Source organism: Clostridioides sp. ZZV14-6154, from assembly GCF_020657785.1.
Lineage (GTDB): Bacteria > Bacillota > Clostridia > Peptostreptococcales > Peptostreptococcaceae > Clostridioides.
Genome location: NZ_JAGWCY010000004.1, coordinates 215,824 through 240,450 on the forward strand (window position 1 = coordinate 215,824; position 24,627 = coordinate 240,450).

Annotated in this window: 19 protein-coding genes; 18 read left to right on the forward strand and 1 reads right to left on the reverse strand. The window is 28.2% G+C overall.

Translation table 11 applies throughout. From position 1 onward, the window contains the following. The first annotated feature begins 57 nt into the window (after positions 1-57). The 4 genes from KGF45_RS11515 (at position 58) to KGF45_RS11530 (ending at position 5,285) form a co-directional block, all read left to right on the forward strand. A complete protein-coding gene (locus tag KGF45_RS11515; RefSeq protein ID WP_227827529.1) occupies positions 58-1,269 on the forward strand; it encodes a patatin-like phospholipase family protein in 1,212 nt (403 codons plus the stop codon). Between the two features lie 191 nt (positions 1,270-1,460). Further along, a complete protein-coding gene (locus KGF45_RS11520; RefSeq protein WP_227827528.1) occupies positions 1,461-1,721 on the forward strand; it encodes an HPr family phosphocarrier protein in 261 nt (86 codons plus the stop codon). A 261-nt stretch (positions 1,722-1,982) separates the two neighbouring features. Continuing rightward, on the forward strand, positions 1,983-3,695 hold the full coding sequence (gene ptsP / locus KGF45_RS11525) for a phosphoenolpyruvate--protein phosphotransferase (protein WP_227842596.1): 1,713 nt from the start codon (positions 1,983-1,985) through the stop codon (positions 3,693-3,695). Positions 3,696-4,007: 312 nt separating this feature from the next. Next, complete coding sequence (locus tag KGF45_RS11530; RefSeq protein ID WP_227842597.1) at positions 4,008-5,285, forward strand: DUF4830 domain-containing protein; 1,278 nt, start codon at positions 4,008-4,010, stop codon at positions 5,283-5,285. A 442-nt stretch (positions 5,286-5,727) separates the two neighbouring features. On the opposite strand, the gene KGF45_RS11535 is transcribed toward KGF45_RS11530, so the two are convergent. Then, on the reverse strand, positions 5,728-6,393 hold the full coding sequence (locus tag KGF45_RS11535; RefSeq protein WP_227840118.1) for a hypothetical protein: 666 nt from the start codon (positions 6,391-6,393) through the stop codon (positions 5,728-5,730). 343 nt (positions 6,394-6,736) lie between these two features. Here KGF45_RS11535 and KGF45_RS11540 point away from each other — a divergent pair, with 343 nt between their 5' ends. The 14 genes from KGF45_RS11540 (at position 6,737) to aspS (ending at position 24,573) form a co-directional block, all read left to right on the forward strand. After that, positions 6,737-8,167: a DUF4116 domain-containing protein gene (locus KGF45_RS11540; RefSeq protein WP_227842598.1), complete on the forward strand. Its 1,431-nt coding sequence runs from the start codon at positions 6,737-6,739 to the stop codon at positions 8,165-8,167. Between the two features lie 305 nt (positions 8,168-8,472). Next, complete coding sequence (locus KGF45_RS11545) at positions 8,473-9,081, forward strand: accessory gene regulator ArgB-like protein (protein ID WP_227827523.1); 609 nt, start codon at positions 8,473-8,475, stop codon at positions 9,079-9,081. 3 nt (positions 9,082-9,084) lie between these two features. Next, positions 9,085-9,231, forward strand: a complete 147-nt coding sequence (locus tag KGF45_RS11550) for a cyclic lactone autoinducer peptide (RefSeq protein WP_227434483.1) — start codon at positions 9,085-9,087, stop codon at positions 9,229-9,231. 357 nt (positions 9,232-9,588) lie between these two features. Continuing rightward, positions 9,589-10,968 (forward strand): thioether cross-link-forming SCIFF peptide maturase, encoded by a 1,380-nt coding sequence (scfB, locus tag KGF45_RS11555; RefSeq protein ID WP_227840120.1) that lies wholly within the window; start codon positions 9,589-9,591, stop codon positions 10,966-10,968. Positions 10,969-10,996: 28 nt separating this feature from the next. Further along, on the forward strand, positions 10,997-11,491 hold the full coding sequence (locus KGF45_RS11560; RefSeq protein ID WP_227824277.1) for a gamma carbonic anhydrase family protein: 495 nt from the start codon (positions 10,997-10,999) through the stop codon (positions 11,489-11,491). A 281-nt stretch (positions 11,492-11,772) separates the two neighbouring features. Beyond that, entirely contained in the window at positions 11,773-13,437 is a 1,665-nt protein-coding gene (locus KGF45_RS11565; protein WP_227827521.1) for an ABC1 kinase family protein, read from the forward strand. Positions 13,438-13,449: 12 nt separating this feature from the next. After that, the gene (gene recJ / locus KGF45_RS11570; RefSeq protein WP_227840121.1) at positions 13,450-15,900 is read left to right on the forward strand and encodes a single-stranded-DNA-specific exonuclease RecJ; all 2,451 of its coding nucleotides are present in this window, start codon (positions 13,450-13,452) and stop codon (positions 15,898-15,900) included. A gap of 12 nt (positions 15,901-15,912) precedes the next feature. After that, the gene (locus tag KGF45_RS11575) at positions 15,913-16,425 is read left to right on the forward strand and encodes an adenine phosphoribosyltransferase (RefSeq protein ID WP_227840122.1); all 513 of its coding nucleotides are present in this window, start codon (positions 15,913-15,915) and stop codon (positions 16,423-16,425) included. 73 nt (positions 16,426-16,498) lie between these two features. Beyond that, positions 16,499-18,706, forward strand: coding sequence for a RelA/SpoT family protein (locus KGF45_RS11580; RefSeq protein ID WP_227827518.1), 2,208 nt, complete (start codon positions 16,499-16,501; stop codon positions 18,704-18,706). A gap of 24 nt (positions 18,707-18,730) precedes the next feature. Then, positions 18,731-19,180 (forward strand): D-aminoacyl-tRNA deacylase, encoded by a 450-nt coding sequence (gene dtd / locus KGF45_RS11585; RefSeq protein ID WP_227827517.1) that lies wholly within the window; start codon positions 18,731-18,733, stop codon positions 19,178-19,180. 14 nt (positions 19,181-19,194) lie between these two features. After that, positions 19,195-19,809, forward strand: coding sequence for an MBL fold metallo-hydrolase (locus tag KGF45_RS11590; protein ID WP_227827516.1), 615 nt, complete (start codon positions 19,195-19,197; stop codon positions 19,807-19,809). 91 nt (positions 19,810-19,900) lie between these two features. After that, entirely contained in the window at positions 19,901-21,460 is a 1,560-nt protein-coding gene (locus KGF45_RS11595; protein WP_227842599.1) for a coproporphyrinogen III oxidase, read from the forward strand. Continuing rightward, positions 21,450-22,712: a histidine--tRNA ligase gene (gene hisS / locus KGF45_RS11600; protein WP_227827514.1), complete on the forward strand. Its 1,263-nt coding sequence runs from the start codon at positions 21,450-21,452 to the stop codon at positions 22,710-22,712. The genes KGF45_RS11595 and hisS overlap by 11 nt, the downstream gene beginning before the upstream one ends. A gap of 73 nt (positions 22,713-22,785) precedes the next feature. Continuing rightward, positions 22,786-24,573 carry an aspartate--tRNA ligase gene (gene aspS / locus KGF45_RS11605; RefSeq protein WP_227840125.1) on the forward strand — a complete coding sequence of 596 codons (1,788 nt, stop codon included), beginning with the start codon at positions 22,786-22,788 and terminating at the stop codon, positions 24,571-24,573. The last annotated feature ends 54 nt before the right edge of the window (positions 24,574-24,627 follow it).

A 24,627-nucleotide genomic window follows, 5' to 3' on the forward strand; every position in this document is an offset into this window, starting at 1 on the left:
GAATTAATATTTGCTGAGGAATATAAATCAGGAACGCTTTAAATAGTAGGTGATAATATGAAAGGATTAGTTTTAGAAGGTGGAGGAACAAAAGGAGCTTATCAAATAGGCGCATATAAAGCTTTAAGAGAACTTGGTATAGAATTTCAAGGAGTAACAGGAACATCAATTGGGGCTTTAAATGGAGCATATATAATTCAAAATGATATTGAGGTAATGGAAGATATCTGGCTAAACTATGATTATACTCATTTTATGAATATTGACAAAGAAAGCTATGAGAGATTTAAAAATGTAGATTTCACTACGAAAAATATCAATGCAGTTTTTGAACTTATAAATAAAGCCAGAAAAAATGAAGGTATAGATATAAGCCCATTAAGACACTTAATGGAAACTACATTAAATGAAGATATAATAAGAAAATCAAAAAAAGACTTTGGACTTGTTACGGTTTGGTGGGATAAAAAAATTAATCCTCATCCATTGTATATAGAAGATATGCCACAAGGGAGATTGGTTGACTACTTAATTGCTAGTTCTAGTTTGCCTATTTTCCAAACAAATGTAATGGATGATAAATTGTATTTGGATGGAATGTTTTGTGATAATATGCCAATAGGGCTTTTAGAAGATAAAGGATATGAAGATGTTGTTGTAATTAGGTTAATTGATGATTTTCTTGGAAAAATGAACCTAAACAAACATCAGAATATAAATATAAAAACCATAATACCATCAGAATATTTAGGTGGCTCTCTTAATAAAGATAGAGATAATGTAGAAAAAAATATTCGATTAGGATATTTAGATACTATGAAAGCTTATGAAAGATGCGATGGTATTAAATATTACTTTGATGTAGAATATAAGTACGATGAAGAGTATTGTTTTGATAGATTTAGAAGAATGAGTAATGAAACAATACAATGTATTTGTAACTTATTGAATATAAAAAGAGATGTTTCGCTTAGAACTGTTATGGAAAATGTAATACCAAAGCTTGGTGAGACACTTGGTTTACCCAAAAATTTTTCATATAAAGATTTATTTTACTGTGTATATGAGAAAAAACTTGAAGAAAATAGTATAAATAGGGTAAAATTATATGATTTTAACAAGGTTATAGATGTTGTAAATACAAATATTGATTCTAATAAGAATTTAGCATCAAATTTTGAAATTAGACCTAAAATTAGTATTAAAAAGAACAAAAACACAAAATTATTGACAAATTGTATTATAAAAGACTTAAAAAATCAAAGTTAAATAAAAAACAAAAAAAAATTTGTAATTATACTCGAAAAAAGTGTATATTAGTAGTATAATATTTTTGTAGCACTAGTGGGAACAAAAAAGTACCATAGGACAAAAAAGTACCACTAAGTGCCATTAAAGTAAAAAATAGGAAAACAATTTTAAAAAATATAAAATGTTAGGTTTATAGGAGGATTTAAAAAATGGAAAAAGTAGTTAGTATCAAAAATGCAAGTGGATTACATGCTAGACCAGCAGGAATGTTTGTTAAGAAGGCTGCTGAGTTTAAATCAACAGTAGAAGTTGTAGCAAAAGACAAAACTGTAAATGCAAAATCAATCATGGGAATAATGAGTTTAGGTTTAGCTCAAGGAGAAGAATTAAAATTAGTTGTAAATGGAGAAGATGAAGCAGTAGCTTTAGCAGCAATGGTTGAATTAGTTGAAAGTGGATTTGGAGAGTAGATATAATAGTTTCTAAAAATTTGGTATTTATAATCTAATCATTGCTTAGAGTAAAAGTAACAGAGAAACATTAAAAATATACAGACAAAAGTTTGTAAATATTTAGTTTCTTTGTTACTTTCATGTTTATTTAATCAGAAGATTAAGATTATTGTTAATTGGGTATGAAAATACAAATATTTTAAATGATGAAATAAGTAAGATATTTTTAATTATAAATTTGTAATCAAAATACAGAAGATATTTTTAGGAGGTAGGGTTATGGCTTACAAAGGAATAGGAGCTTCTCCTGGTATTGCTTTAGGGAAAGCGTTAGTAGTTGAGCATAGTGAATTAGTAATTGAGAAAAAATCTATAGATAATGTTGAAGCGGAAGTTGCTAAATTAGAAAATGCAGTTGTAGTTTCTAAAGAAGAATTAATAAAAGTTAAGGAAAAGGCTTCTCAAGAATTAGGAGAAGAAGAAGCAGAAATATTTGAAGCACATTTATTAGTTTTAGAAGACCCAGAATTAATTGGTTCTGCAATTGATAAAATCAAAACTGAAAATGTAAATGCAGAATATGCTTTAAATGAAATAAAAGAAATGTTTGTTAGCATGTTTGAGTCTATGGACAATGAATACATGAAAGAAAGAGCAGCAGACATAAAAGACGTTACAAATAGAATACTTAGACATATATTAGGAATCAAAGTTGTTGATTTATCTGCTTTAAGTGAAGAAGTAGTATTAATAGCACATGATTTAACTCCATCAGATACAGCAACTATGAACAAAAAAATGGTTTTAGGATTTTTAACTGATATAGGTGGAAGAACTTCTCATACAGCTATAATGTCTAGAACTTTAGAAATCGCTGCAATCGTTGGACTAAGTGATATAACTTCAAACGTTAAAGATGGAGATTTTGTAGTTTTCAATGGAGATACTGGTGAAGTAATCGTTAATCCAGATGAAGATACTATAAACAAATATACTGAGTTAAAAGCTAAATATGAAGAAGAAAGAAAAGCATTACAATTATTAAAAGGAAAGCAATCAGTAACTCTTGATGGGAAGCATGTGGAATTAGCTGGTAACATAGGAACTCCTAATGATATAGAAGGTCTAATAAAGAATGATGCTGAAGGTGTTGGTCTTTATAGAACAGAATTTTTATATATGGATAGAGATTCTTTCCCAACTGAGGAAATACAATATGAAGCTTACAAAGCTGTATTAGAAGGAATGGAAGGTAAACCTATAGTTATAAGAACATTAGATATAGGTGGAGATAAAGAGTTAAGTTACTTGACTATGGAACCTGAAATGAATCCATTTTTAGGTTACAGAGCAATAAGACTTTGTTTAGATAGAACAGATATATTTAAGACTCAATTAAGAGCGTTATATAGAGCAAGTGTTCATGGAAGATTGAGAATAATGTTCCCTATGATTTCATCTTTAGAAGAATTATTACAAGCTAAAGAAGTTGTAAAAGAAGTGTTAGCAGAACTTGATTCTGAAGGTATAGCTTATGCTAAAGATGTAGAAATCGGTATGATGATAGAAGTACCATCTGCTGCTGTAATATCTGATGTACTTGCTAAACATGTAGATTTCTTCTCAATAGGAACTAATGACTTAATCCAATATACTTGTGCAGTTGATAGAATGAACCAAAAGATAAGCTATCTTTACAATCAATTTAATCCAGCTGTTTTAAGACTTATAAAGACAGTTATAGATAATGCACATAAAGAAGGTAAGTGGGCAGGTATGTGTGGAGAATCTGCTGGAGACCAAAAAATGATACCAATACTTTTAGGTATGGGATTAGACGAGTTTTCTATGTCTCCAATATCAATACTTCCTGCTAGAAAATTAATAACTTCAGTTAAAGAAGCCGATATGAAAAAATTAGCTGATGAAGTACTTAATATGGGTACTGCTGAAGAAATAAAAAGATATATTGAAACAACTTTTAACATGTAATTTATAAAATATATAATATGTAATTTACAAACTTATATTATATAAAATATACATGTAGATATGTTATAAATAATATGAATAACTCAATAAGTAAAGAAAAGCCATAGTTTATTTTATACGCTATGGCTTTTTTACTATTATAAATTAAAATTTATAATACCTTAATTATAGTTTGTGTTTTTTTGTAGACTTATTTTTTAGGTAATTGCACCTGAATATGTATTAATGTTATGTGGATGTACTCTTGAAATATGGTAATATATATTAAGGGTGAATGGTTTAAAGAGTATATATTTAATGGAGGTATACAATTTGAAAATTACAAAAACAAAACTATTTATCATAATTTTACCTGTCTTAGCTTTTGTAATATTATTTTTAAGTACAGAACGTAGCTTAATAGATAATAAGCAGTACAACAAAATATATTCAGATTTGAAAGATACAAAGAGAATAGAAATTTATCATAAGTTTAATAGAGAGGCTGAAAAAAACTATGAACCAATTGTAGTTACAGATGAAAAATTAATAAATGAGATATTAAGTTTTATGAGTAAGGTAACTGATTTTGTGGATAGAGATATGAGCGGGGTAGCTGTAAAGAATCAAAAGATAAGTTTTTATAATAGCAATAATGAGCAAAAAATTATAAACTACTTATATGATAATCTACATAATTTTGGAGAGATTAAATACAATAATGAGAAATTTAACTTACCATATGATTTTTTCAGGTTAATAAACTCTCTTGATGAATTTAAACCTCAAAATACAAAAGTTCCTAATGATGTGAATGAACTTTTTAAAAAGTATAGTTGGACACCAAGTTTTCTTATATCGTCTCAAAGAAAAACACTTCCCAACAATTTTAAATATTCATCAGAAAATACAACAGAGAAAATATATTGGGCTTATAATATGGAACTGTCTAAAGATATAGGATTAGATTTTTCTAATTTAAATTCAAATGACATTACTGCTGAGATATATAGCTTAATTGAACCATTACCAGACTCATTTGAACATTTATTAGATGCTAGAGGAATTGTAATAAGACATGATGGAAGGATTGTAGGAGCATACATTGATTCGGGCAGACATGAAGGAAAGGCTATTAGTTTAAAAAGACATACTTTTAAAGAAGTAAAAAAAGAAGATTTAAATGTGTGGATAGTTGATAACTGTATAGATAAAACTAATTCTCTATATAAGGATATATCAAAAATGAGTAATGAAGATTTAATAAGAATGCATCTTAAGGCTATGGAAGAAAATAATACAAATGAGTTGTTAGCAACTATGGATGTAGAAAGTCAGATAAGTACTTTATTTATTAATTTGGATAATCGTAAACTTTTTAATGATACTAGATTTGAAATGAATTTACCAGATTATATTAATAGCGATACAATTGTATATATAGAAAAAATGGATTTAGGAGAAGAAGAAGAAAAAGATAAAAAAAGTTATAATGTAATATTTGCTAATGATGGGGTAGAAAAGGCTGGTGGAAAATTAGGTTTTTCTGACATTAATATTGATGTTATAAATGATGGTGGAGTGTGGAAAGTATCTGGATTTACGAAATAAATTTAAACTTAAAATTATTAATGTTAAAATTTGATATTGTATTGAAAAATAATTAAAAGTATTTAATAATAGAATTAAGGGTAAAATAAATTAAGAACTTAAGATATTGAATATGAATGTATAATTTTAATGTGATATCCAAATAAATCCTAAATTTAATTTGAGTTTTAATATATATGGTCTAAGGTTTGATTATTAAAGATTTAATTGTAAGTTGTTACAGTTGATGATATTGATGTAGAGATTAAAGTTTAGAATAGAAAGTGCACCTTAAATTTTAAAATGTAAATTTAAAAATGTAAGCTAGTACAATCTAAAAATTATAATCACTCAATAGATTTATGGATTTATTTGTTTATTATAAATAAGTGGGAGTAGATTTTTCTACTCCCACTTTGTATATTATTATTTAATTAAAAAGTAGCACATTAAAATTCTAAGATTAGTTGATATTTCCTGCTTTATTAGCAAATAACTCCTTAATAAGATTGTTTCTAGTAGCTAAATCTCCACTAGAATTATTTGTTTTTTTCATAATTACAGAATAACGCTTTTTATTGATAAAAAATATTAAAATCTTATCATCATCAAAGTTGTATTCTTTGTATCTATCAATAGATTTATAACCTAAATTTAAGATGTCCTTATCTTTTATGCTATCTACATCCAAAACATATGATGGGTCAGCCTTTAGTAATATATTAATTAAACATTTTTCTTCACCAGCACAAAATAAATCAACCTTATTTGATATAGACTTAGATTGTTCTGAAGTTATTTTTACAGGAATAAGATTACTATTGCTATCTCTTAAAAGAGAACCATATGTGTCTTGTTGATATACTAAATTAACTTTTTTCTTAGGAACACTTACCATCTTATCTAAATGTACATAATGATGATTTTCAACAAAGCCTTCATTTAATATTTCAACAAAGTTGTCAATTTTACCTAAACAAAAAGATTCTATAGATTCTTTACAGAATTTATTTGTAAATGGTATAATGTTTACGTTTTCCTCGTCTGTATTCCATGCTATAGCATAATCCAATGAATATACTTCTTCCTCTATATCTGCAAAATTATATTGTACTATGTTTCCTTTCAAAATTACTCGACCTCCATCTTATAATATATTTAATATACTTTATAAAACTTATATTATATTTAAATAATATCATAAATTAAATGAATATGATATAGTAAATGATGAAAAAATTGAAAAAAATAACTATAAATGAGTATTAAATATAAATAGTGTATACTAATGGGATGGAAAATGTCCACTATTAACTTTATTACCCCGCATGTTTATAATTAAATTATTAATATAAAATAGAATCTATCGACAATGAATGGACTTTTAAAAGAACTTAATATAAAATTAATTAAATAAATACTTAAAAATGCTTTACTTTAATGATAAAATCGTATTAAAGGAGGTTAATTTTATGGATATAAAAAATAAAATTAAATCTATGTTTTTGCCAGAAAAAGATGACTATTTAGATGATGAAGAATTTGAGGATGATATAGAAATTAATGAGGATAATTCAGAAGAAGATAATAATGTGCATTTAAATGACTTAAGCAGAGTGAAATATGACTATAGAGAATTAAAAGACATAGAAAATCAAACTGAAGAAATGTGTTTACTAGCAGTAAGGCAAGATGGTACAATAATAGAATTTGTAAAAGATAAGACTGATAGGGTATGTATGGAGGCAGTAAAACAGACTTATAAAGCTCTCAAATACATAACAAATCAAACCGAAGCTATATGTATAGAAGCAGTAAAACAGAATTACAGAGCCTTATATTACATAAATGACAAGACAGAAAATATATTAATTGAGGCTATAAGAAGTGCATCAACTCATGATGTTATGGAAGTTTTTAGATTTGTAGAAGAGCAGACAGAAGAAGTATGCTTAGAATTAATAGAAAGGGCATCAAAAAATGATGTGGCAGAAATATTAAAGGATATAAAAGAGCAAACTCCAACAATATGCTTAGAAGCAGTAAAAAAAGATGGAAAGTCTTTAGCTTATGTTAAGGAACAAAATGATAGTATATGTTTAGAAGCAGTAAAGGAAAACTATAGTGCATTGCCTTGTGTAGAAGAACAGACAGAAGAAATATGTATAGAAGCAGTAAAGCAAAATGATTTTGCCTTGTATTATGTAAATGAACAGACAGAAAAAATATGTATAGAAGCAGTAAGACGAAGTTATATGGCTCTTCAATATGTAAATAAGCAGACAGAAGAAATCTGTTTAGAGGCAGTAAGAAATGATGGAAGATCACTACAATATGTAAAAGAGCAGACAGAGGACATTTGCTTAGAGGCAGTAAGACAGAATGGAAAAGTATTACAATATGTAAAGAAACAGACCGAAGAAATATGTATAGAAGCTATAAGGGGCTCATTTAAAGATTTTGAAATAAAAGAGATATTGAGCTATATAAAGGTACTAACAGAAAAAATATGTGTAGAGGCAGTAAAGCAAAATGGAAATATTCTTAAATATATAGAAGAGCAAACAGAATTAATGTGTATAGAGGCAGTAAAAGAAAATTACAGTGCTATACAATATGTAAAAGAGCAAACAGAAAAAGTTTGCTTGGAAGCAGTAAATCAAAGTTTTGAGGCACTTAAATATGTAAAAGAACAAACAGAGGATGTTTGTTTAAGAGCAGTAAGACAAGACTATAGAATGCTGAAATATGTTAAAAATCAAACAGAAAAGCTATGCTTAGAAGCAGTAAAACAGAATTACAGAGCTTTGGAATATGTAGAAAATCAAACAGAAAAAGTTTGTTTAGAGGCAGTAAAACAGAATAGAAAAGCACTTCAATATGTAAAGCAAAAACAAAGTTAAACATATATATTATGAAAGTAAAAGCAAAGCTAAGATATATCATAAAAATAAATATAAAATTAAAGATTTATAATAAAAATAAAAGCACACAACTTATACGCTATAAGTTATGTGCTTTTATGCATATAAAGCTTAATAAAACTCTTTTATTATAACTTTTTTATTATATAAAAAATAACAAAATGATTATATAGGTCTTTTTTTGACCAGTTTTACAATTTCAATAACTAGTTTTGAAAAATATATTGAATTTTCTCAAAAAAGACGCTATTCTATATATGTAAAATTTTTTTCTGGAGGTAATAATGTTTAAGAGATATGCTGATAAAATGACATCTGTTTTAATTTATAAAAATATGATAGATAGCAATGAATCTAGGGTGTATTCTTATGGATTTGAAATATTAATTGCTTTTATAGTTAATATAACGACCATACTACTCTTAGGTTTTTTATTTGGGAAATTTACATATATATTATTTTTTTTAATATGTTACTGTCCAATAAGACAATTTTCTGGAGGGTATCATGCAAATAACTATTTTAGATGTCTATTAACCTTTGTTTTTATAATTTTATCTACAATATTTATTATAGAAAATCTAAATGTAGATTTATTTAAAAATATTATTATGATTATTGCTAGTATTAGTTGGATTGGAATTTGTATTATGTGTCCAGTAGAGCATAAAAGTAATCCTATAAGTGAGGTAGAAAAGTTAACTTATAAAAAAATTGCTATATCTATATCTACAGTAGTCTTGTTAATGACAGTTTCAAGTTTTTCATTAAATGTGTTTATGGATTACTTTATATATAGTGCTTTTGCAATGTTTTGGATTTGTATAATGCTAGTATTAGGTAAATTAAAATCTAAAAAAAGTATAAGTAAAATGTGTATGAGGGAGAATTAAATTATGAAAAAGTTTATTGTGAAAATTATGAAGTGTGCTAGTTCATTAGCACTGAGTACTGCAATTTTGTCAGCAAATAGCACTTGTCCATGGATTATACATCAACCTAAGGTACCAAAAGAAATTAAGAATTTAAAAAAGATAAATTAAAAACAAGCAATTATTCATATGAAATCATTATAAAAAAATATTATGCTTTAATAAATATAAAACAAGTAAATTACTTACATATAATTATTATAAAAAAGAAATTGTTATACTTTAATAAATATAAAACAAGCAATTATGAACAAATATTTTATTTTATGAGCACATAATATACTTTATTTTGTAATGTATAAGTGTGCTAATTTAGGGGGATATAGTGTATCCATTGAAATGACTTACTAGTAGTAAGTCATTTTTGTATTGTATGTATTTTAAGCAAACTGTATGATATAATGAAGGGTAAAGTTTAATTAAAACAGTAAAAAACTTTAGTATAGATAGTAGTTTAGGAGGTAGGTTATGAGTATAATACATAAATTTTCTATGAATGGATATAATATCGTTTTAGATGTGAATGGAGGAGCTGTTCATGTATTAGATGATGTTGCATACGATTTATTAGATTTTTATAAAGACAAAAGTAAAGAAGAAGTGCTAGATATATTAAAATCTAAATATCAAGAAGAAAAAATAAATGAAGCATATGAAGAAATATTAAATTTAGAAAAAGAAGGTCTTTTATATACAGAAGATACATATCAATATCATCCAAGTTTTGTACATAGAGAGCCTGTAGTAAAAGCACTATGTTTAAATGTAGCCCATGATTGTAATTTGAAATGTAAGTATTGTTTTGCTGCTCAAGGGGATTTCGGTGGAGAAAAAGAACTTATGAGTTTTGAAGTTGGTAAAGCAGCAATAGATTATTTGATTGCTAATTCAGGAAGTAGAAAAAACTTAGAGATAGATTTCTTTGGTGGAGAGCCTCTAATGAACTTTGAAGTTGTAAAGCAATTAGTTGAGTATGGAAAAAGTATTGAAAAGGATTATAATAAAAATATAAGATTTACAATAACTACAAATGGTGTGCTGTTAAATGATGAAATTATAGATTATATAAATGAAAATATGCATAATGTAGTTTTAAGTTTAGATGGAAGAAAAGAAGTCAATGATAATATGAGACCAACTTTAAATGACAAAGGTAGTTATGATATTACATTGCCAAGATTTAAAAAACTTGTAGAAGGAAGAGCAAAAGATAAGTATTATTATATAAGAGGTACATTTACAAGAGATAACTTAGATTTTTCTAAAGATGTTATGCATTTTGCAGATTTAGGATTTAAATTAACATCTGTAGAGCCAGTTGTTGGAGATGAAAGTAATCCATATGCACTTAGGGAGGAAGATTTACCAAAGATATTTGATGAATATGAGAAATTTGCTGTAGAGTATGCAGATAGACAATTACAAGGAGATGGATTTAAATTTTTCCATTTTATGATAGATTTAAATCAAGGACCATGTGTAATAAAGAGAATAACTGGATGTGGTGCTGGAAATGAGTATCTTTCTGTAACACCAAGTGGAGACATATACCCATGTCATCAATTTGTTGGAAATGAAGAATTTAAAATGGCAAATATATTGGATAAAGAAATTGTACTTCCAGAAAAGTTAAAAAATACATTTAGAGAAGCTCATGTATATACTAAGGAAGAGTGTAAAAAATGTTGGAATAAGTTCTATTGTTCAGGTGGATGTCATGCCAATGCAATAAATTTCAACAATGATATATCAAAACCATATGAGTTGGGCTGTGAAATGCAAAGAAAGCGTACAGAATGTTCTATTATGATACAAGCAAAATTAATGTTAGAAGGAGCAAATAATTAAATTTATATCTTAGAGGAGTTGTTTATATATGATTAGAGATTATTTAGAAGATAAACCTTTAATTGATGAAAGTGTCTTTGTAGCAAAATCAGCAGATATAATTGGAAATGTTAAAATCGGTAAAGATTCAAGTGTATGGTACAATGCAGTAGTTAGAGGAGATGAAGGGCCAATAACTATTGGAGAAAATACTAATATACAAGATTGTTCAATAGTACATGGAGATGAAAATACTGTAATTGGGAATAATGTGACAGTAGGACATAGGTCAATAGTTCATGGTTGCAAGATTAGTGACAATGTTTTAATTGGAATGGGTTCAATAATACTAGATAATGCTGAAATAGGAGAATACACTTTAATAGGAGCAGGTACATTAATTACATCTAATAAAAAGTTTCCACCAGGAGTTTTAATAATGGGTTCTCCTGGAAAAGTAGTTAGAGAACTTACTGAAGAAGATAAAAAATATATTGATGAGTCATATCAATGGTATTTAGAAGCAGCACAGAATCAAAAATAATAATTAAAGAGTGGTTGTTTCAAAACATGCTTAAATTTGTTTTGAGGCAACCACTAATTTATTTTAATTTTGAGAAAGCAGTTGTTTAGAATAGGTATGAAATGTCAAAAATAAAAATTAACTGAGTTAAAGAAATTTAATAAAATTACTAGTATATGTGATAAAATTAAATATTAAAGAGGATATAAGATATTAGTATATCAATTAGTAAAATAATGTCGTAGGCATAGATAAATTAAGGTGTAAGTTTTTGGGTATACCTATTCTAGGAGTGAAAAAATTTGAGAATAAGTTATAGGAATTTAAAGAGATATAGAGAAATTGGATATATTTTGATAAAGTATGGTTTTAGCTTTATTGTAGAAAGATTAAATATAGAGGGCATAGCATATAAAATACCACTATTTGACCCACCAGAAGAAATAAAAAATATGACAACTGGTGAGAGAATGAAAAGAGTCTTAGAAGAACTAGGACCTACATATGTAAAAATAGGTCAAATATTGAGTACAAGAAAAGACTTGTTAGACCAAGATATAATTGATGAAATATCAAAGCTTAGAGATGATGTAGAGAAGTTTGATTCAAATATAGCCATTGAAATATTTAAAGAAGAAGTAGGATTAAGCATAGAGGAAGTATTCTCAGAATTTAAAGAAGAACCAATAGCAGCAGCTTCAATTGGTCAAGTTTATGAAGGAATACTTAAAACAGGAGAAGAAGTAATTGTAAAAATTCAAAGACCTAATATAGAGAAGATAATAAAATCTGACTTGGAGATTCTTAGAACTATTGCGCATACATTAAAAGACTTAAAAAAAGACTTTAATTTAGATTTAGAACAAATGATAGAAGAATTTCAAACTCAATTAATGAGAGAACTTGACTACAATTTTGAATCTATAAATGCAACTAAATTTTCTAGGATATTTAAAAATAGTGATGAAGTATATATACCAAAAGTATATTCAGAATATAACAGTAAGAGAATCTTAGTAATGGAGAAAGTTAAAGGTACAAAGTTAAGTGATGTAGAAAAAATAAGAAAATTAGGCTACAATACAAAAACTATTGTTGAAATAGGTGTTAGGTCTTTTTTTATACAGGTATTGTCACATGGTTTTTTTCATGCAGACCCACATCCAGGTAATATATTTATAGTTGGTAAAAACAAGATAGCATATATAGACTTTGGAATGATTGGAATTATTGATAACAAAACTTTGAACCAATTAAATGAAATTGCATTAGCTGGTGTAGAAAAAAATGTTGATAAAATAATATACTTGTTAATAGAAATGGATGCATTAAATGGAGAAGCTGATGTTAAAGGTCTTAGACAGGATTTACTGTATCTAATACATTACTATTATGATATCTCTATAGAAAAGATAAATGTGACAGATATATTAAATGAATTGTTTAGATTTTTTAGACAGTATAAGATAATTATGCCTGCACAGTTTGTAACACTTGCAAAGACTATTATAACATTAGAGGGTACAAGTAGAACTTTAAATACAGATTTTTCTCTTGGCTCTATGGGAAAAGAATTTATGAAGCATCATTATAAAAATAAATTCAATCCAAAGAATGTAGTTTTAAACTCAAGACAAAATGTAGAAGAGATATTACTTGATGTAAAAACTATTCCAAAACAGTTAAAAGCAATCTTAAGAAATGTAGAAAGAAATAATATAAAAATGCAAATTGAAGATGTTAAAATGATAAGATTAGAAAATTGTATACTAGAGTTAACGTCTCAAATATCACTGAGTTTAGTGTTAGCATCGATTATAGTAGGTTCTTCACTTATAATTGCATCACCAAATATAGAAAATAATATATGGATAAAATTTACTGCTATAGCAGGGTTCTTTATTTCTTTTATAATAGGGCTATGCTTAGTTATAAGAAGTATTAGGTCAAAATACAAAAAAGATTAGGGGGAATTAAATTTGAAAAAATGGACACTGAAATACAAAGGGAAGATAGAGGAAAGTGAATTTAGCAAAAAACTTAATATTTCCCCGGAAATCTGCCAAATTTTAAAAAATAGAGGTATATATACTGAAAAAGATTCAGAAATATTCATGAATCCATCTTTAGACTATTTAAGAGACCCTTTATTAATGAAAGATATGCAAAAGGCTGTAGATAGAATAAAGTTAGCTATTGATAAAAAAGAAAAAATTTGGATTTATGGGGATTATGATGTTGATGGCGTATCTTCTACTTCTATTTTATGCTTATATTTTAATAGTATAGGATATCATGTGGATTACTATATTCCAAATAGACTAGAAGAAGGCTATGGTATAAATGAAGATGCTATAAAGCTTATAAGCTCTAGGGGATGTGATTTGATTATAAGTGTTGATTGTGGAATTACATCAGTATCTGAGGTTAATCTAGCAAATAATTTGGGTATAGATGTTATAATAACAGACCATCATGAATGCCAAAATGAAATTCCCTCAGCTTTTGCAGTAATAAATCCAAAGCAAGAAGATTGTAACTATCCATTTGATGCACTATGTGGATGTGGTGTAGCATTTAAAATGATACAAGCACTTACTCCAAAAGAAGATTTTAAGGCTAGCATGTACGATTATTTAGAAATAGTAACATTGGCAACTATCTGTGATATTGTTCCACTTGTGGATGAAAATAGAATAATTGTAAAAAATGGTTTAAAATTAATGAAAGAAGGCAAAAATATTGGATTAAGAGAGCTTATAAAAGTTTGTGGTGTAGAAAGTGATAAAATAGGTTCTTCTCATATAGGTTTTGCAATTGGGCCTAGAATAAATGCATCAGGACGTTTAGGATATTCTTATTTGGGTGTTGAGTTATTTACTACTCAATCTAAAGATGAAGCTGTTGAAATAGCTAATATATTGGAAGAAAAAAATAACGAAAGACAGATGATAGAGGCTCAGATGTATCATGAAGCTGAGGAAATGTTAAAGTCTAATAGCAGATATAATGATGATAAAGTATTAGTTCTAGCTAAAGAAGGTTGGCAACATGGAATAATAGGAATTGTAGCATCTAAGTTGACTGAAAAATACTACAAACCAACGATTCTTTTAGGTGTAGAACATGGAGAAGCTACTGGCTCAGCAAGGTCAATAAAAGGATTTAATATATTTGAGGCTCTTGTAAAGTGCAAAGACTTAATGACTAAGTTTGGTGGGCATGAACAAGCAGCGGGATTGTCTTTAAATTCAGAAAATGTGGAAGCTTTGGCTAATGAAATAAATAAGTTTGCAGATTATAATTTGACTGAAGATGATATGATAGAAAATGTAAATGTTGAATTTGAACTACAAGAAAATGTAATAAGTTTAAATCTTGTGGAGGAATTACATAAATTAGAACCATTTGGATTAAATAATCCTAATCCTAGATTTATAGTTAGAAATTATATTCTAAAAGATTTAAAAATCATAGGTAAAAATCAACAACATTTGAAATTAAGCGTAGAAAATGAAAAGTGCTATGAATGTATAGGGTTCAATATGAGTCATTTAAAATCATTGTATAAGGTAGGAGATAAAGTCGATGTATTGTTCCAACTAGATGAAAATAACTATATGGGAAATAGGAAAGTGCAGTTTTTACTTAAAGATATTAGATTAGCTCGACCTAAAAGTGCAAGTAATGACAAACTTTCGCTAAAATTAATGTCAAAAATAATACCAAAAGATTCACAAAGCTTGTATAATATATCTGAGTCTGGTTTTGAATTGTTTGATGGAAATACAGATATAAATATATTTGATTATTTTGAACAAGAGACATTGATAATATCTAATTCTATAAATGGATTCTATAGAGCCATATCAGATGTATCACTCATAGACTTGGATTTTAACATAAATTACAATATTATTGAAGATATTAACAAAAATACTGATAAATTAGAGCTTATATTTTCTCCTAATATTGATAAAATAGACTTAAAAAGATATAATAATATTATTCTTTATGATTATTTATACAATAAAGGCGAATATTCGTATATATATGAGAATAAAAGAGAAGAAAGTGAAATTATAAAATATTATAATAAAACAGACCTATTATATTTAAAGAATGTAGTTAGTAATATAGTTCCATCAAGAGATGAATTTATAACAATTTATAAACAAGCACTTATAAAAAAAGAAATTGATTTAGATATGGTAAATATAAAGGGAACTTTTAATGTAATTCCATTAAAGTTTTTTACGATATTGAATGTGTTTAGAGAATTAAATTTACTTGACTTTAATTTAAATTATGAAAAAAATTCTGTACTCATAAGAATATTGCCAAAACCACAGAAAAAATTAGATTTAAATGAGAGTTTAATACTCAATAATCTAAAAAAATTAGAAAAACAATACAATAGCAGTTATTAGGAGGCGTTTCCCATGGATTTAAAAAACTTTATAAGGAATATTGATGATTTCCCAAAGCCAGGTATAGATTTTAAAGATGTTACAACTCTATTTAAAGATGGAGAGGCATTTAAATATGCAGTAGATTCTATGGCTGAAGAATTGAAAAGCAAAGGTGTGGATTTAGTAGTAGGGCCAGAAGCAAGAGGATTTTTGATGGGTACACCTGTAGCATATGCATTAGGAGTAGGATTTATTCCAATTAGAAAACCTGGAAAGTTACCTGGAGAAGTTGAGAGTTATGAGTATGGATTAGAGTATGGTACGGATACTTTAGAAATACATAAAGATGCAATTAAAAAAGGTCAAAAAGTGGCAATAGTAGACGATTTATTGGCTACTGGTGGAACTATGGAAGCTGCTGCTAAGCTTGTAGAAAAATTAGGTGGAGAAGTAGTTTCTATGCAATTTTTAATTGAGCTAGAATTCTTAAATGGGAGAGAAAAGTTATCTAACTATGATGTTAATTCTCTTATAAAATACTAGTACTTTTACAATAGTTGGTATAGCACCAACTATTTTCATATATATTAAAATTTTATACAAAATAGGTGGTTATATGCATGATAAAGAATTACAAGAAATAATTGAAAAGATAAAAGTTTATGCACCTAATGCAAATTTTGAAAAGGTTGAAAAAGCCTACAATCTTGCAAAAAAAGCGCATGATGGACAATATAGAAAATCTGGGGAACCATACTTTATTCATCCATTGGCAGTGGCAAATATTTTAATAGAGATGGAATTAGATATTGAAACTATAACAGCAGGTTTGCTTCACGATGTTGTAGAAGATACAGAATATACCTATGAAGACATAACAAAAGAATTTGGGAAAGAAGTAGCGGATTTAGTTGATGGAGTAACAAAACTTGGTCAGATAAAATATCGTTCAAAAGAAGAAACTCAATCTGAAAATTTAAGAAAAATGTTTCTAGCAATGGCAAAAGATATAAGGGTTATACTTATAAAGCTTGCTGATAGATTGCATAATATGAGAACATTAAAATACATGCCTCCAGAAAAAGCAAAGTATAAAGCAAAAGAAACACTAGAGATTTATGGAGGTATAGCCCACAGATTAGGTATATCTAAGATAAAGTGGGAACTAGAAGACAGAGCATTAAGGTTTATGGACCCAGAAGGGTACTATGAATTAGTTGATAGAGTGTCAATGAAGAGAAGTCAAAGAGAAGACTATATACAAGGGATTGTTGAGCTTCTTAAAGATAAGTTTAAAGATTTAAGTATACCATGTGATGTATATGGTAGACCAAAGCATTTTTACAGCATTTATAGAAAAATGCAGAAAAAACACAAGACTTTTGAAGAAATTTTTGATTTAACAGCCGTAAGAATACTAGTAGATAATGTAAAAGACTGTTATGCTGTACTTGGTATAGTTCATACATTATGGAGACCTATTCCAGGTAGATTTAAAGACTATATAGCAATGCCAAAGCCAAATATGTACCAATCATTACACACTACTGTTGTAGGGCCTGATGGAGAGCCTTTAGAGATACAAATAAGGACTCATGAAATGCATAATATAGCAGAAAATGGTATTGCAGCACACTGGAAATATAAAGAAGGTATTTCTGGCAAAGAAGTAAAAGTTGAAGAGAAACTTCAGTGGTTAAGACAAATGATGGAGTGGGAAAAAGATTTAAAAGACCCACAAGAATTTATGGATGCACTTAAAGAAGATGTATTTAATAGTCAGGTTTATGTATTTACTCCACGAGGAGATGTAATTGAATTACCAGCAGAATCAACTCCTATAGATTTTGCCTATAGAGTTCATACAAATGTAGGAAATAAATGTGTTGGAGCAAAAATTGACGGAAGAATAGTACCTATTGATTATAAGCTTCAAAATGGTAATATTGTTGAAGTACTTACATCATCTAATTCTAATGGTCCAAGTCGAGACTGGCTTAACATAGTAAAAACACCAAATGCAAAGAGTAGAATTAGACAATTTTTCAAGAAAGAAAGAAGAGAAGAAAATGTTGACCGTGGGAATACCATATTAGAAAGAGAATTTAAGAAACATGATATACCACAGAAAGACCCTCTTGTTGAAAAATACATGGCACTAGTTGCCAAGAAATTTAATCAGCCAAGTGTTGAAGATTTAGTTGCAACTGTAGGTTATGGTGGTATAATGTCATCTCAAGTTGTATCTAAAGTAAAAGATTTGTATTTAAAAGAAATTAAAAAAGTAAAAAAAGAACAACAGATGCAAGAAGAAGATTTAAATAAACACAATATGAGTGAAACAGAATACAGCAAAAAGAGAAAGAAAAATTCATCACAAGGTATTATAGTAAAAGGACTTGATAATATCTTAGTAAGGTTTGCTAAATGTTGTAATCCACTTCCAGGAGATGAGATTGTGGGGTATATCACTAAAGGTAGAGGTGTAGCTATACACAGAGCGGATTGTCCAAATGCAAATAATAATGGAGATTTCTTCCAAAATAGATTAGTGGAAGTTTCATGGAGTTCAGCAGGTAAAGGCAAGTTTGAAGCTGAGATTCAAATAAAGGCTGCTGACAGAAGAGGAATTGTTAATGAAATAACTCATATTGTTGCAATGGATAAACTTAGCTTAAATGGAATAAATGCAAGAAAAGGAAAAGATAGTATTGTAAGTATAAATCTACTTGTAGAAGTTAATGACACGGAGGAATTGAAAATTCTAATGAAAAAATTAAAAGCAATTCCTGGTGTAGAAAGTATTTATAGAATGACAAATTAGAGTTAAAATAATAGGGAGGAAAATATGAGAGCAGTAGTACAAAGAGTATCTTCATCTAAAGTTACAGTAGATGAAAACATTATAGGTCAAGTAAATAAGGGGTTGCTAGTACTGTTGGGAGTAACTCATGATGATAAATCAAGTGATGTAGACTACATGATTGATAAAATATTAAACCTAAGAATTTTTGAAGATGAAAATGATAAGATGAATTTATCTCTAATGGACATAGGTGGAGAACTTTTAGTAGTATCTCAATTTACTTTATATGGAGACTGTAGAAAAGGAAGAAGACCTGGATTTAGTAACGCGGCTAGACCAGAGCTTGCAAATGATTTGTATGAAGAATTTGTAAAAAAAGCAAAAGATAAAGGTGTAACAGTAGGTACAGGTCAATTTGGAGCTCATATGATGGTAGAATTAACTAATGATGGACCAGTAACAATACTATTAGACTCAAGTAAATCTTTTTAAGGGGGAAAACTTTAATGGTTATAAAAAAATTTGTAGATAGTTATTTTGGAGTAAACACTTATGTATTAGGTGATGAAAAAACTAAAAAATGTGTAGTTATAGACCCAGGAGGAAGTTTAGTAGATACATTAAGCTTTGTAAAAGAAAATGGATTGAATGTTGAATATATAATTCTTACTCATGGACATGGTGACCATATAGGGTATGTTAAAGATATTAAAGAGAAGACTGGTGCTAAGGTAGTTGCACATATTGATGAAAAAGAATTATTAAATGATAAAAATAAAAACTTAAGTTATACAATGAGATGTGGTGCACAAGAATTTGATGCAGATATATATGTAAATGATAAAGATAAGCTTGAACTTGGTGAACTAAAAATGACTTTCTTGCATACTCCAGGTCATACACAAGGGTGTATGTGTATAAGAGTTGAAGATGACATGTTCACAGGAGATACGTTGTTTGCTGGAAGTATTGGTAGAACTGATTTATATAGTGGAGATTTCCACCAAATGGAGAAATCACTTAAAAAATTATGTAAATATGAAGATGCTGTTAGAGTATACCCTGGTCATGGACCAACTAGTACTCTAGGTGTTGAAAAGAAGACAAATCCTTACATGTAATTTTATATTAATATTTAAAAATAGTATCAAATATTTAATAACTGTATCAGTGAGGGGGTTCTTCTAGTGTTTAATAGAAGGAGTTAAGTTGATGTTGGATGTTTTTTTAAAAGGACATGATTATAAGTATGAAGTAGCAGAACTTATAAAATTGTTTACTAGTGAATTTAAATTTAATGACTTTGCTGATTATAGCAATAGTATGGAGTCAAGATACTTAATAAATAGATTGGTTTGTGAAAATGATACTTTACTTTCAATTACTGAGTATTATGAAGGTGGTAACTTAAAGTATGAATCAATGCAAAATATTAAAGATATAAATACTGAGTTTTTAAATGAATTTTGTAATAATAAGACGATTGAAGAGTTTTTAGATAGACTAGATAATGAAAGTAAGAGAAAGATTAGAAAATTATGCAAAGAAAGTATTAAAAAAAGTATGTTTATAGTACTTAAACAAATATTTAATTCTTATGTTCCATGGGGCATTTTGACTGGTATCAGACCAGTCAAAATTGTCCACAATCTGATGGATGAAAAACTAGATGATAATAGTATAAGAACTATTTTAAAAGATAACTATTTTATAATGGATGAGAAAATAGATTTAGCTCTTGAAATAGCTAAAAGAGAACGCTTATTTATGTATCCAATAGATAAAAATAAAATTTCTCTTTATGTAAGTATTCCATTCTGCCCAACTAGATGTGTATACTGTTCATTTCCCTCAAACTCATTAAAGCAATTTGGCCATTTAAAAAGAGAATATGTTTATAAATTGATTGAAGAAATTAAAGGATTTGCCAAGGTTATTGAGGATACTAATAAAGAAATTGAAACTCTATATATCGGTGGTGGAACTCCTACTACATTGGATGAGGAAGAATTGGATTTACTTATAAATGCTCTATTTAGAGAATTGGATTTAAGCAAAATTAAAGAGTTTACGGTAGAAGCAGGTAGACCAGATACTATTACCAAAGAAAAATTAAGTGTATTAAAAAAACACAATGTAAGTAGAATTAGTATAAATCCTCAAACTATGAATGATGAGACTTTGGTTAAAATTGGAAGAGAACATAAAGTTTCTGATTTAGTAGATTGTTTTATTATGGCTCGAAATATGGGATTTAACAATATAAATATGGATATAATTTTAGGACTTATAGATGAAGACTTAGACATGGTAAGAAATACATTAGAGGAAATAAAAAAACTTTCTCCTGAAAGTCTTACAGTTCATACATTAGCTATAAAAAGAGCTTCTAACCTAAATATAAATATGGATAAGTACAAAGAACATTTAACTCAGTATGAAGAAATGATAAAAATGATAGATTTATCAATGAAATATGCTAAAGATATGGGACTTAATCCATATTATATGTACAGACAAAAACATATGCTAGGTAACTTAGAAAATATAGGTTATGCTAAAGAAGGATATGAGTGTATTTACAATATACAAATTATGGAGGAAAAACAAAGCAACTATGCCTTGGGTGCAGGTGCTATATCAAAATTTGTTTATGTAGATGAAGATAGAATTGAAAGAGTAGAAAATGTAAAGAATGTTGAACAATACATTGATAGAGTAGATGAAATGATAAAAAGGAAGAAAGAAGAGGTATATAAAAATGTTGACTAAAGCTCCCAGAGGAACTAAAGACATAACTCCAAAAGAGGCTTATAAATGGCGTTATGTAGAAAATAAATTTAGAGAAATATGTGCTTTATATGGGTATGAGGAAATGGTAACTCCTATATTTGAACATACAGAACTTTTTAAGAGAAGTGTTGGAGATACTACAGATATAGTTCAAAAAGAAATGTATTCTTTTAAAGATAAAGGGGATAGAGAAATTACTCTAAAGCCAGAGGGTACAGCTGGTGTAGTCAGAGCATTTATAGAGAATAAATTATATGCAGATACTCAACCAACAAAATTATTTTATGTTACACCTTGTTTTAGATACGAAAGACCACAAGCTGGTAGACAGAGACAATTTCATCAATTTGGTATAGAAGCACTTGGAAGTGATACTCCTTCAATGGATGCTGAAATAATAGCACTAGCTGTTCAATTTTTTAATGAAGTTGGATTAAATGATTTGGTAGTGAGTATAAATTCAGTGGGTTGTCCAGTTTGTAGAAAAGAGTACAATGCTTTATTAAAAGAATATCTTGATTCAAAAGCAGATATATTATGTGAGACTTGTAATGAGAGAAGAGAAAAAAATCCAATGAGGGTTATAGACTGTAAAAACCCTACATGTAAAGAAAATATCAAAGATATACCATTTATTGCAGACCATTTGTGTGATGATTGTAAAGCTCACTTTGATAAACTTCAAGAATACTTAAAGGAAATGAATATAAACTTTGTAATTGACAAAACAATAGTTAGAGGATTAGATTACTATAGAAAAACTGCTTTTGAAATTATATCTAATGATATAGGTGCTCAAAGTACTGTATGTGGTGGAGGTAGATATGATGGTCTTGTTGAACAACTAGGGGGTCCAAAAGGTATAAGTGGAATTGGATTTGGACTAGGTATTGAAAGACTTTTACTTACACTTGAAGGCAATGGAATTGAAATAGAAAACCCTCAATCTACAGACATATTTATAGTAACTATAGGTGAAGAAGCAAATACAAGAAGCTTTAAATTGTTGAAAGATTTGAGACAAAATCATATAAGTGCGGATAAAGACCATATAGAAAGAAGTGTAAAAGCACAATTTAAGTATTCAGATAAAATAAATTCAAAATTTACAATAGTAATTGGTGATGACGAGTTAAAAAATGACACTGCAACATTAAAAAATATGAAAACATCAGAGCAAACTACTGTAAAATTAAGTACATTAGTTGAAGAATTAAAGCAAAAGCTGTAAAATAAGAAAGTATGATGTTTTGTGTATTAGATAAATATATAGCATTAAAATTAAATAAAATGGAGGTAGTATCTTGGAAACTTTAAAGGGTTTAAAGAGAACTCACTACTGTGGAGAGTTGAGAGAAAAAAACATAAATGAAGAAGTTGTACTTATGGGATGGGTACAGAAAAAAAGAAACTTAGGAGGACTTGTATTTGTTGATTTAAGAGATACAAGTGGATTATGCCAAATAGTTTTTGACACAGATGTAGATAAAGAAGCTTTTGAAAAAGCTGAAAAATTAGGTGCTGAGTTTGTAATAGCAGTAAAAGGAAAAGTATGTGAAAGACAGTCTAAAAACCCTAACATGCCAACTGGGGATATAGAGATATTTGCAACTGAACTTAGACTTTTAAATAAATCAGAAACTCCACCTATTTATATAAAAGATGATGATGATGTTTCAGAAGCACTAAGACTAAAATATAGATACTTAGACCTTAGAAAGTCATCTATGCAAAGAAATTTAAAATTAAGACACAAAGTAATGAATATTACAAGAAATTACTTATCAAATAATAGATTTTGTGAAATAGAAACACCATTTTTAATTGCTCCAACACCAGAAGGAGCAAGAGATTATCTTGTACCAAGTAGAGTTAATCCAGGGAAATTTTATGCATTACCACAATCACCACAATTATACAAACAATTATTAATGGTAAGTGGAATGGATAGATATTTCCAAATAGTTAAGTGTTTTAGAGATGAAGACCTAAGAGCTGATAGACAACCAGAATTTACACAAATAGACTGTGAAATGTCTTTTGTTGAACAAGAAGATGTTATGAGTATGATTGAAGGTTTGCTTGAAGTTATATTTAAAGAAGTTTTAAATGTAGAATTGACACTTCCACTTCCTAAAATGACTTATGCAGAAGCTATGGCTAGATATGGTTCAGACAAACCAGACACTAGATTTGGTTATGAGCTAACAGATATATCTGATGTTGTTTGTAATTGTGGATTTAAGGTGTTTGCTGATGCTACACAACCAGGAAAAAGTGTGAGAGGTATAAATGTAAAAGGAAAAGCTGACGATTTTACTAGAAAACAAATATCTTCATTAGAAGAACATGCTAAAACATATAGAGCAAAAGGACTTGCTTGGATGAAAGTAGGTCAAGATGGAGTAACTTCTCCGATAGCAAAATTCTTTAGTGAAGAGGAAATGAATGCTATACTTACAAGAATGAATGCAGAAGTAGGAGATTTACTTTTATTTGTAGCTGATAAAAACTCAGTAGTATTTGATGCTTTAGGACAAGTTAGACTTGAAGTGGCAAATAGACTTAATATACTAGATAAGAATGTATATAACTTATTATGGGTAACTGAATTCCCGGTTTTTGAAGAAGATGAAGAAACAGGTAAGTTTGCAGCAATGCATCACCCATTTACATCACCTATGGATGAAGATTTAGATAAACTAGAAGATGGAGATAAATCATCTTTAAGAGCTAAAGCTTATGATATTGTATTAAATGGATATGAAATAGGTGGAGGAAGTGTTAGAATATCAAATTCAGATGTTCAATCAAGAATGTTTAAAGCACTTGGTTTTACAGAAGAAAGAGCTAATGAGAAGTTTGGTTACTTATTAGAAGCATTCAAATATGGAACTCCTCCTCATGCTGGACTAGCTTTTGGGCTTGATAGACTTGTTATGTTGCTTGCAGGAGCGGAAAATATAAGAGAAGTTATTGCATTCCCTAAAAATCAAAATGCTGTTTGTCCTATGACAAATGCTCCTACAGTAGCAGATGATGAGCAATTGGATGAATTAAGTATAAAAGTTGATATAAAAGATAAAGAGTAATATATGAATAAGAGATAATATATAAAAGACTGTCGCACTAAAAAATAGGGCGAC

Excerpts from the sequence above, each read along its gene's own strand:
- KGF45_RS11515 (WP_227827529.1), top strand. The coding sequence starts at position 58 with ATGAAAGGATTAGTTTTAGAAGGTGGAGGAACAAAAGGAGCTTATCAA.
- KGF45_RS11520 (WP_227827528.1), top strand. The coding sequence starts at position 1,461 with ATGGAAAAAGTAGTTAGTATCAAAAATGCAAGTGGATTACATGCTAGA.
- ptsP (WP_227842596.1), top strand. The coding sequence starts at position 1,983 with ATGGCTTACAAAGGAATAGGAGCTTCTCCTGGTATTGCTTTAGGGAAA.
- KGF45_RS11540 (WP_227842598.1), top strand. The coding sequence starts at position 6,737 with ATGGATATAAAAAATAAAATTAAATCTATGTTTTTGCCAGAAAAAGAT.
- KGF45_RS11545 (WP_227827523.1), top strand. The coding sequence starts at position 8,473 with ATGTTTAAGAGATATGCTGATAAAATGACATCTGTTTTAATTTATAAA.
- KGF45_RS11550 (WP_227434483.1), top strand. The coding sequence starts at position 9,085 with ATGAAAAAGTTTATTGTGAAAATTATGAAGTGTGCTAGTTCATTAGCA.
- scfB (WP_227840120.1), top strand. The coding sequence starts at position 9,589 with ATGAGTATAATACATAAATTTTCTATGAATGGATATAATATCGTTTTA.
- KGF45_RS11560 (WP_227824277.1), top strand. The coding sequence starts at position 10,997 with ATGATTAGAGATTATTTAGAAGATAAACCTTTAATTGATGAAAGTGTC.
- KGF45_RS11575 (WP_227840122.1), top strand. The coding sequence starts at position 15,913 with ATGGATTTAAAAAACTTTATAAGGAATATTGATGATTTCCCAAAGCCA.
- KGF45_RS11580 (WP_227827518.1), top strand. The coding sequence starts at position 16,499 with ATGCATGATAAAGAATTACAAGAAATAATTGAAAAGATAAAAGTTTAT.
- dtd (WP_227827517.1), top strand. The coding sequence starts at position 18,731 with ATGAGAGCAGTAGTACAAAGAGTATCTTCATCTAAAGTTACAGTAGAT.
- KGF45_RS11590 (WP_227827516.1), top strand. The coding sequence starts at position 19,195 with ATGGTTATAAAAAAATTTGTAGATAGTTATTTTGGAGTAAACACTTAT.
- KGF45_RS11595 (WP_227842599.1), top strand. The coding sequence starts at position 19,901 with ATGTTGGATGTTTTTTTAAAAGGACATGATTATAAGTATGAAGTAGCA.
- hisS (WP_227827514.1), top strand. The coding sequence starts at position 21,450 with ATGTTGACTAAAGCTCCCAGAGGAACTAAAGACATAACTCCAAAAGAG.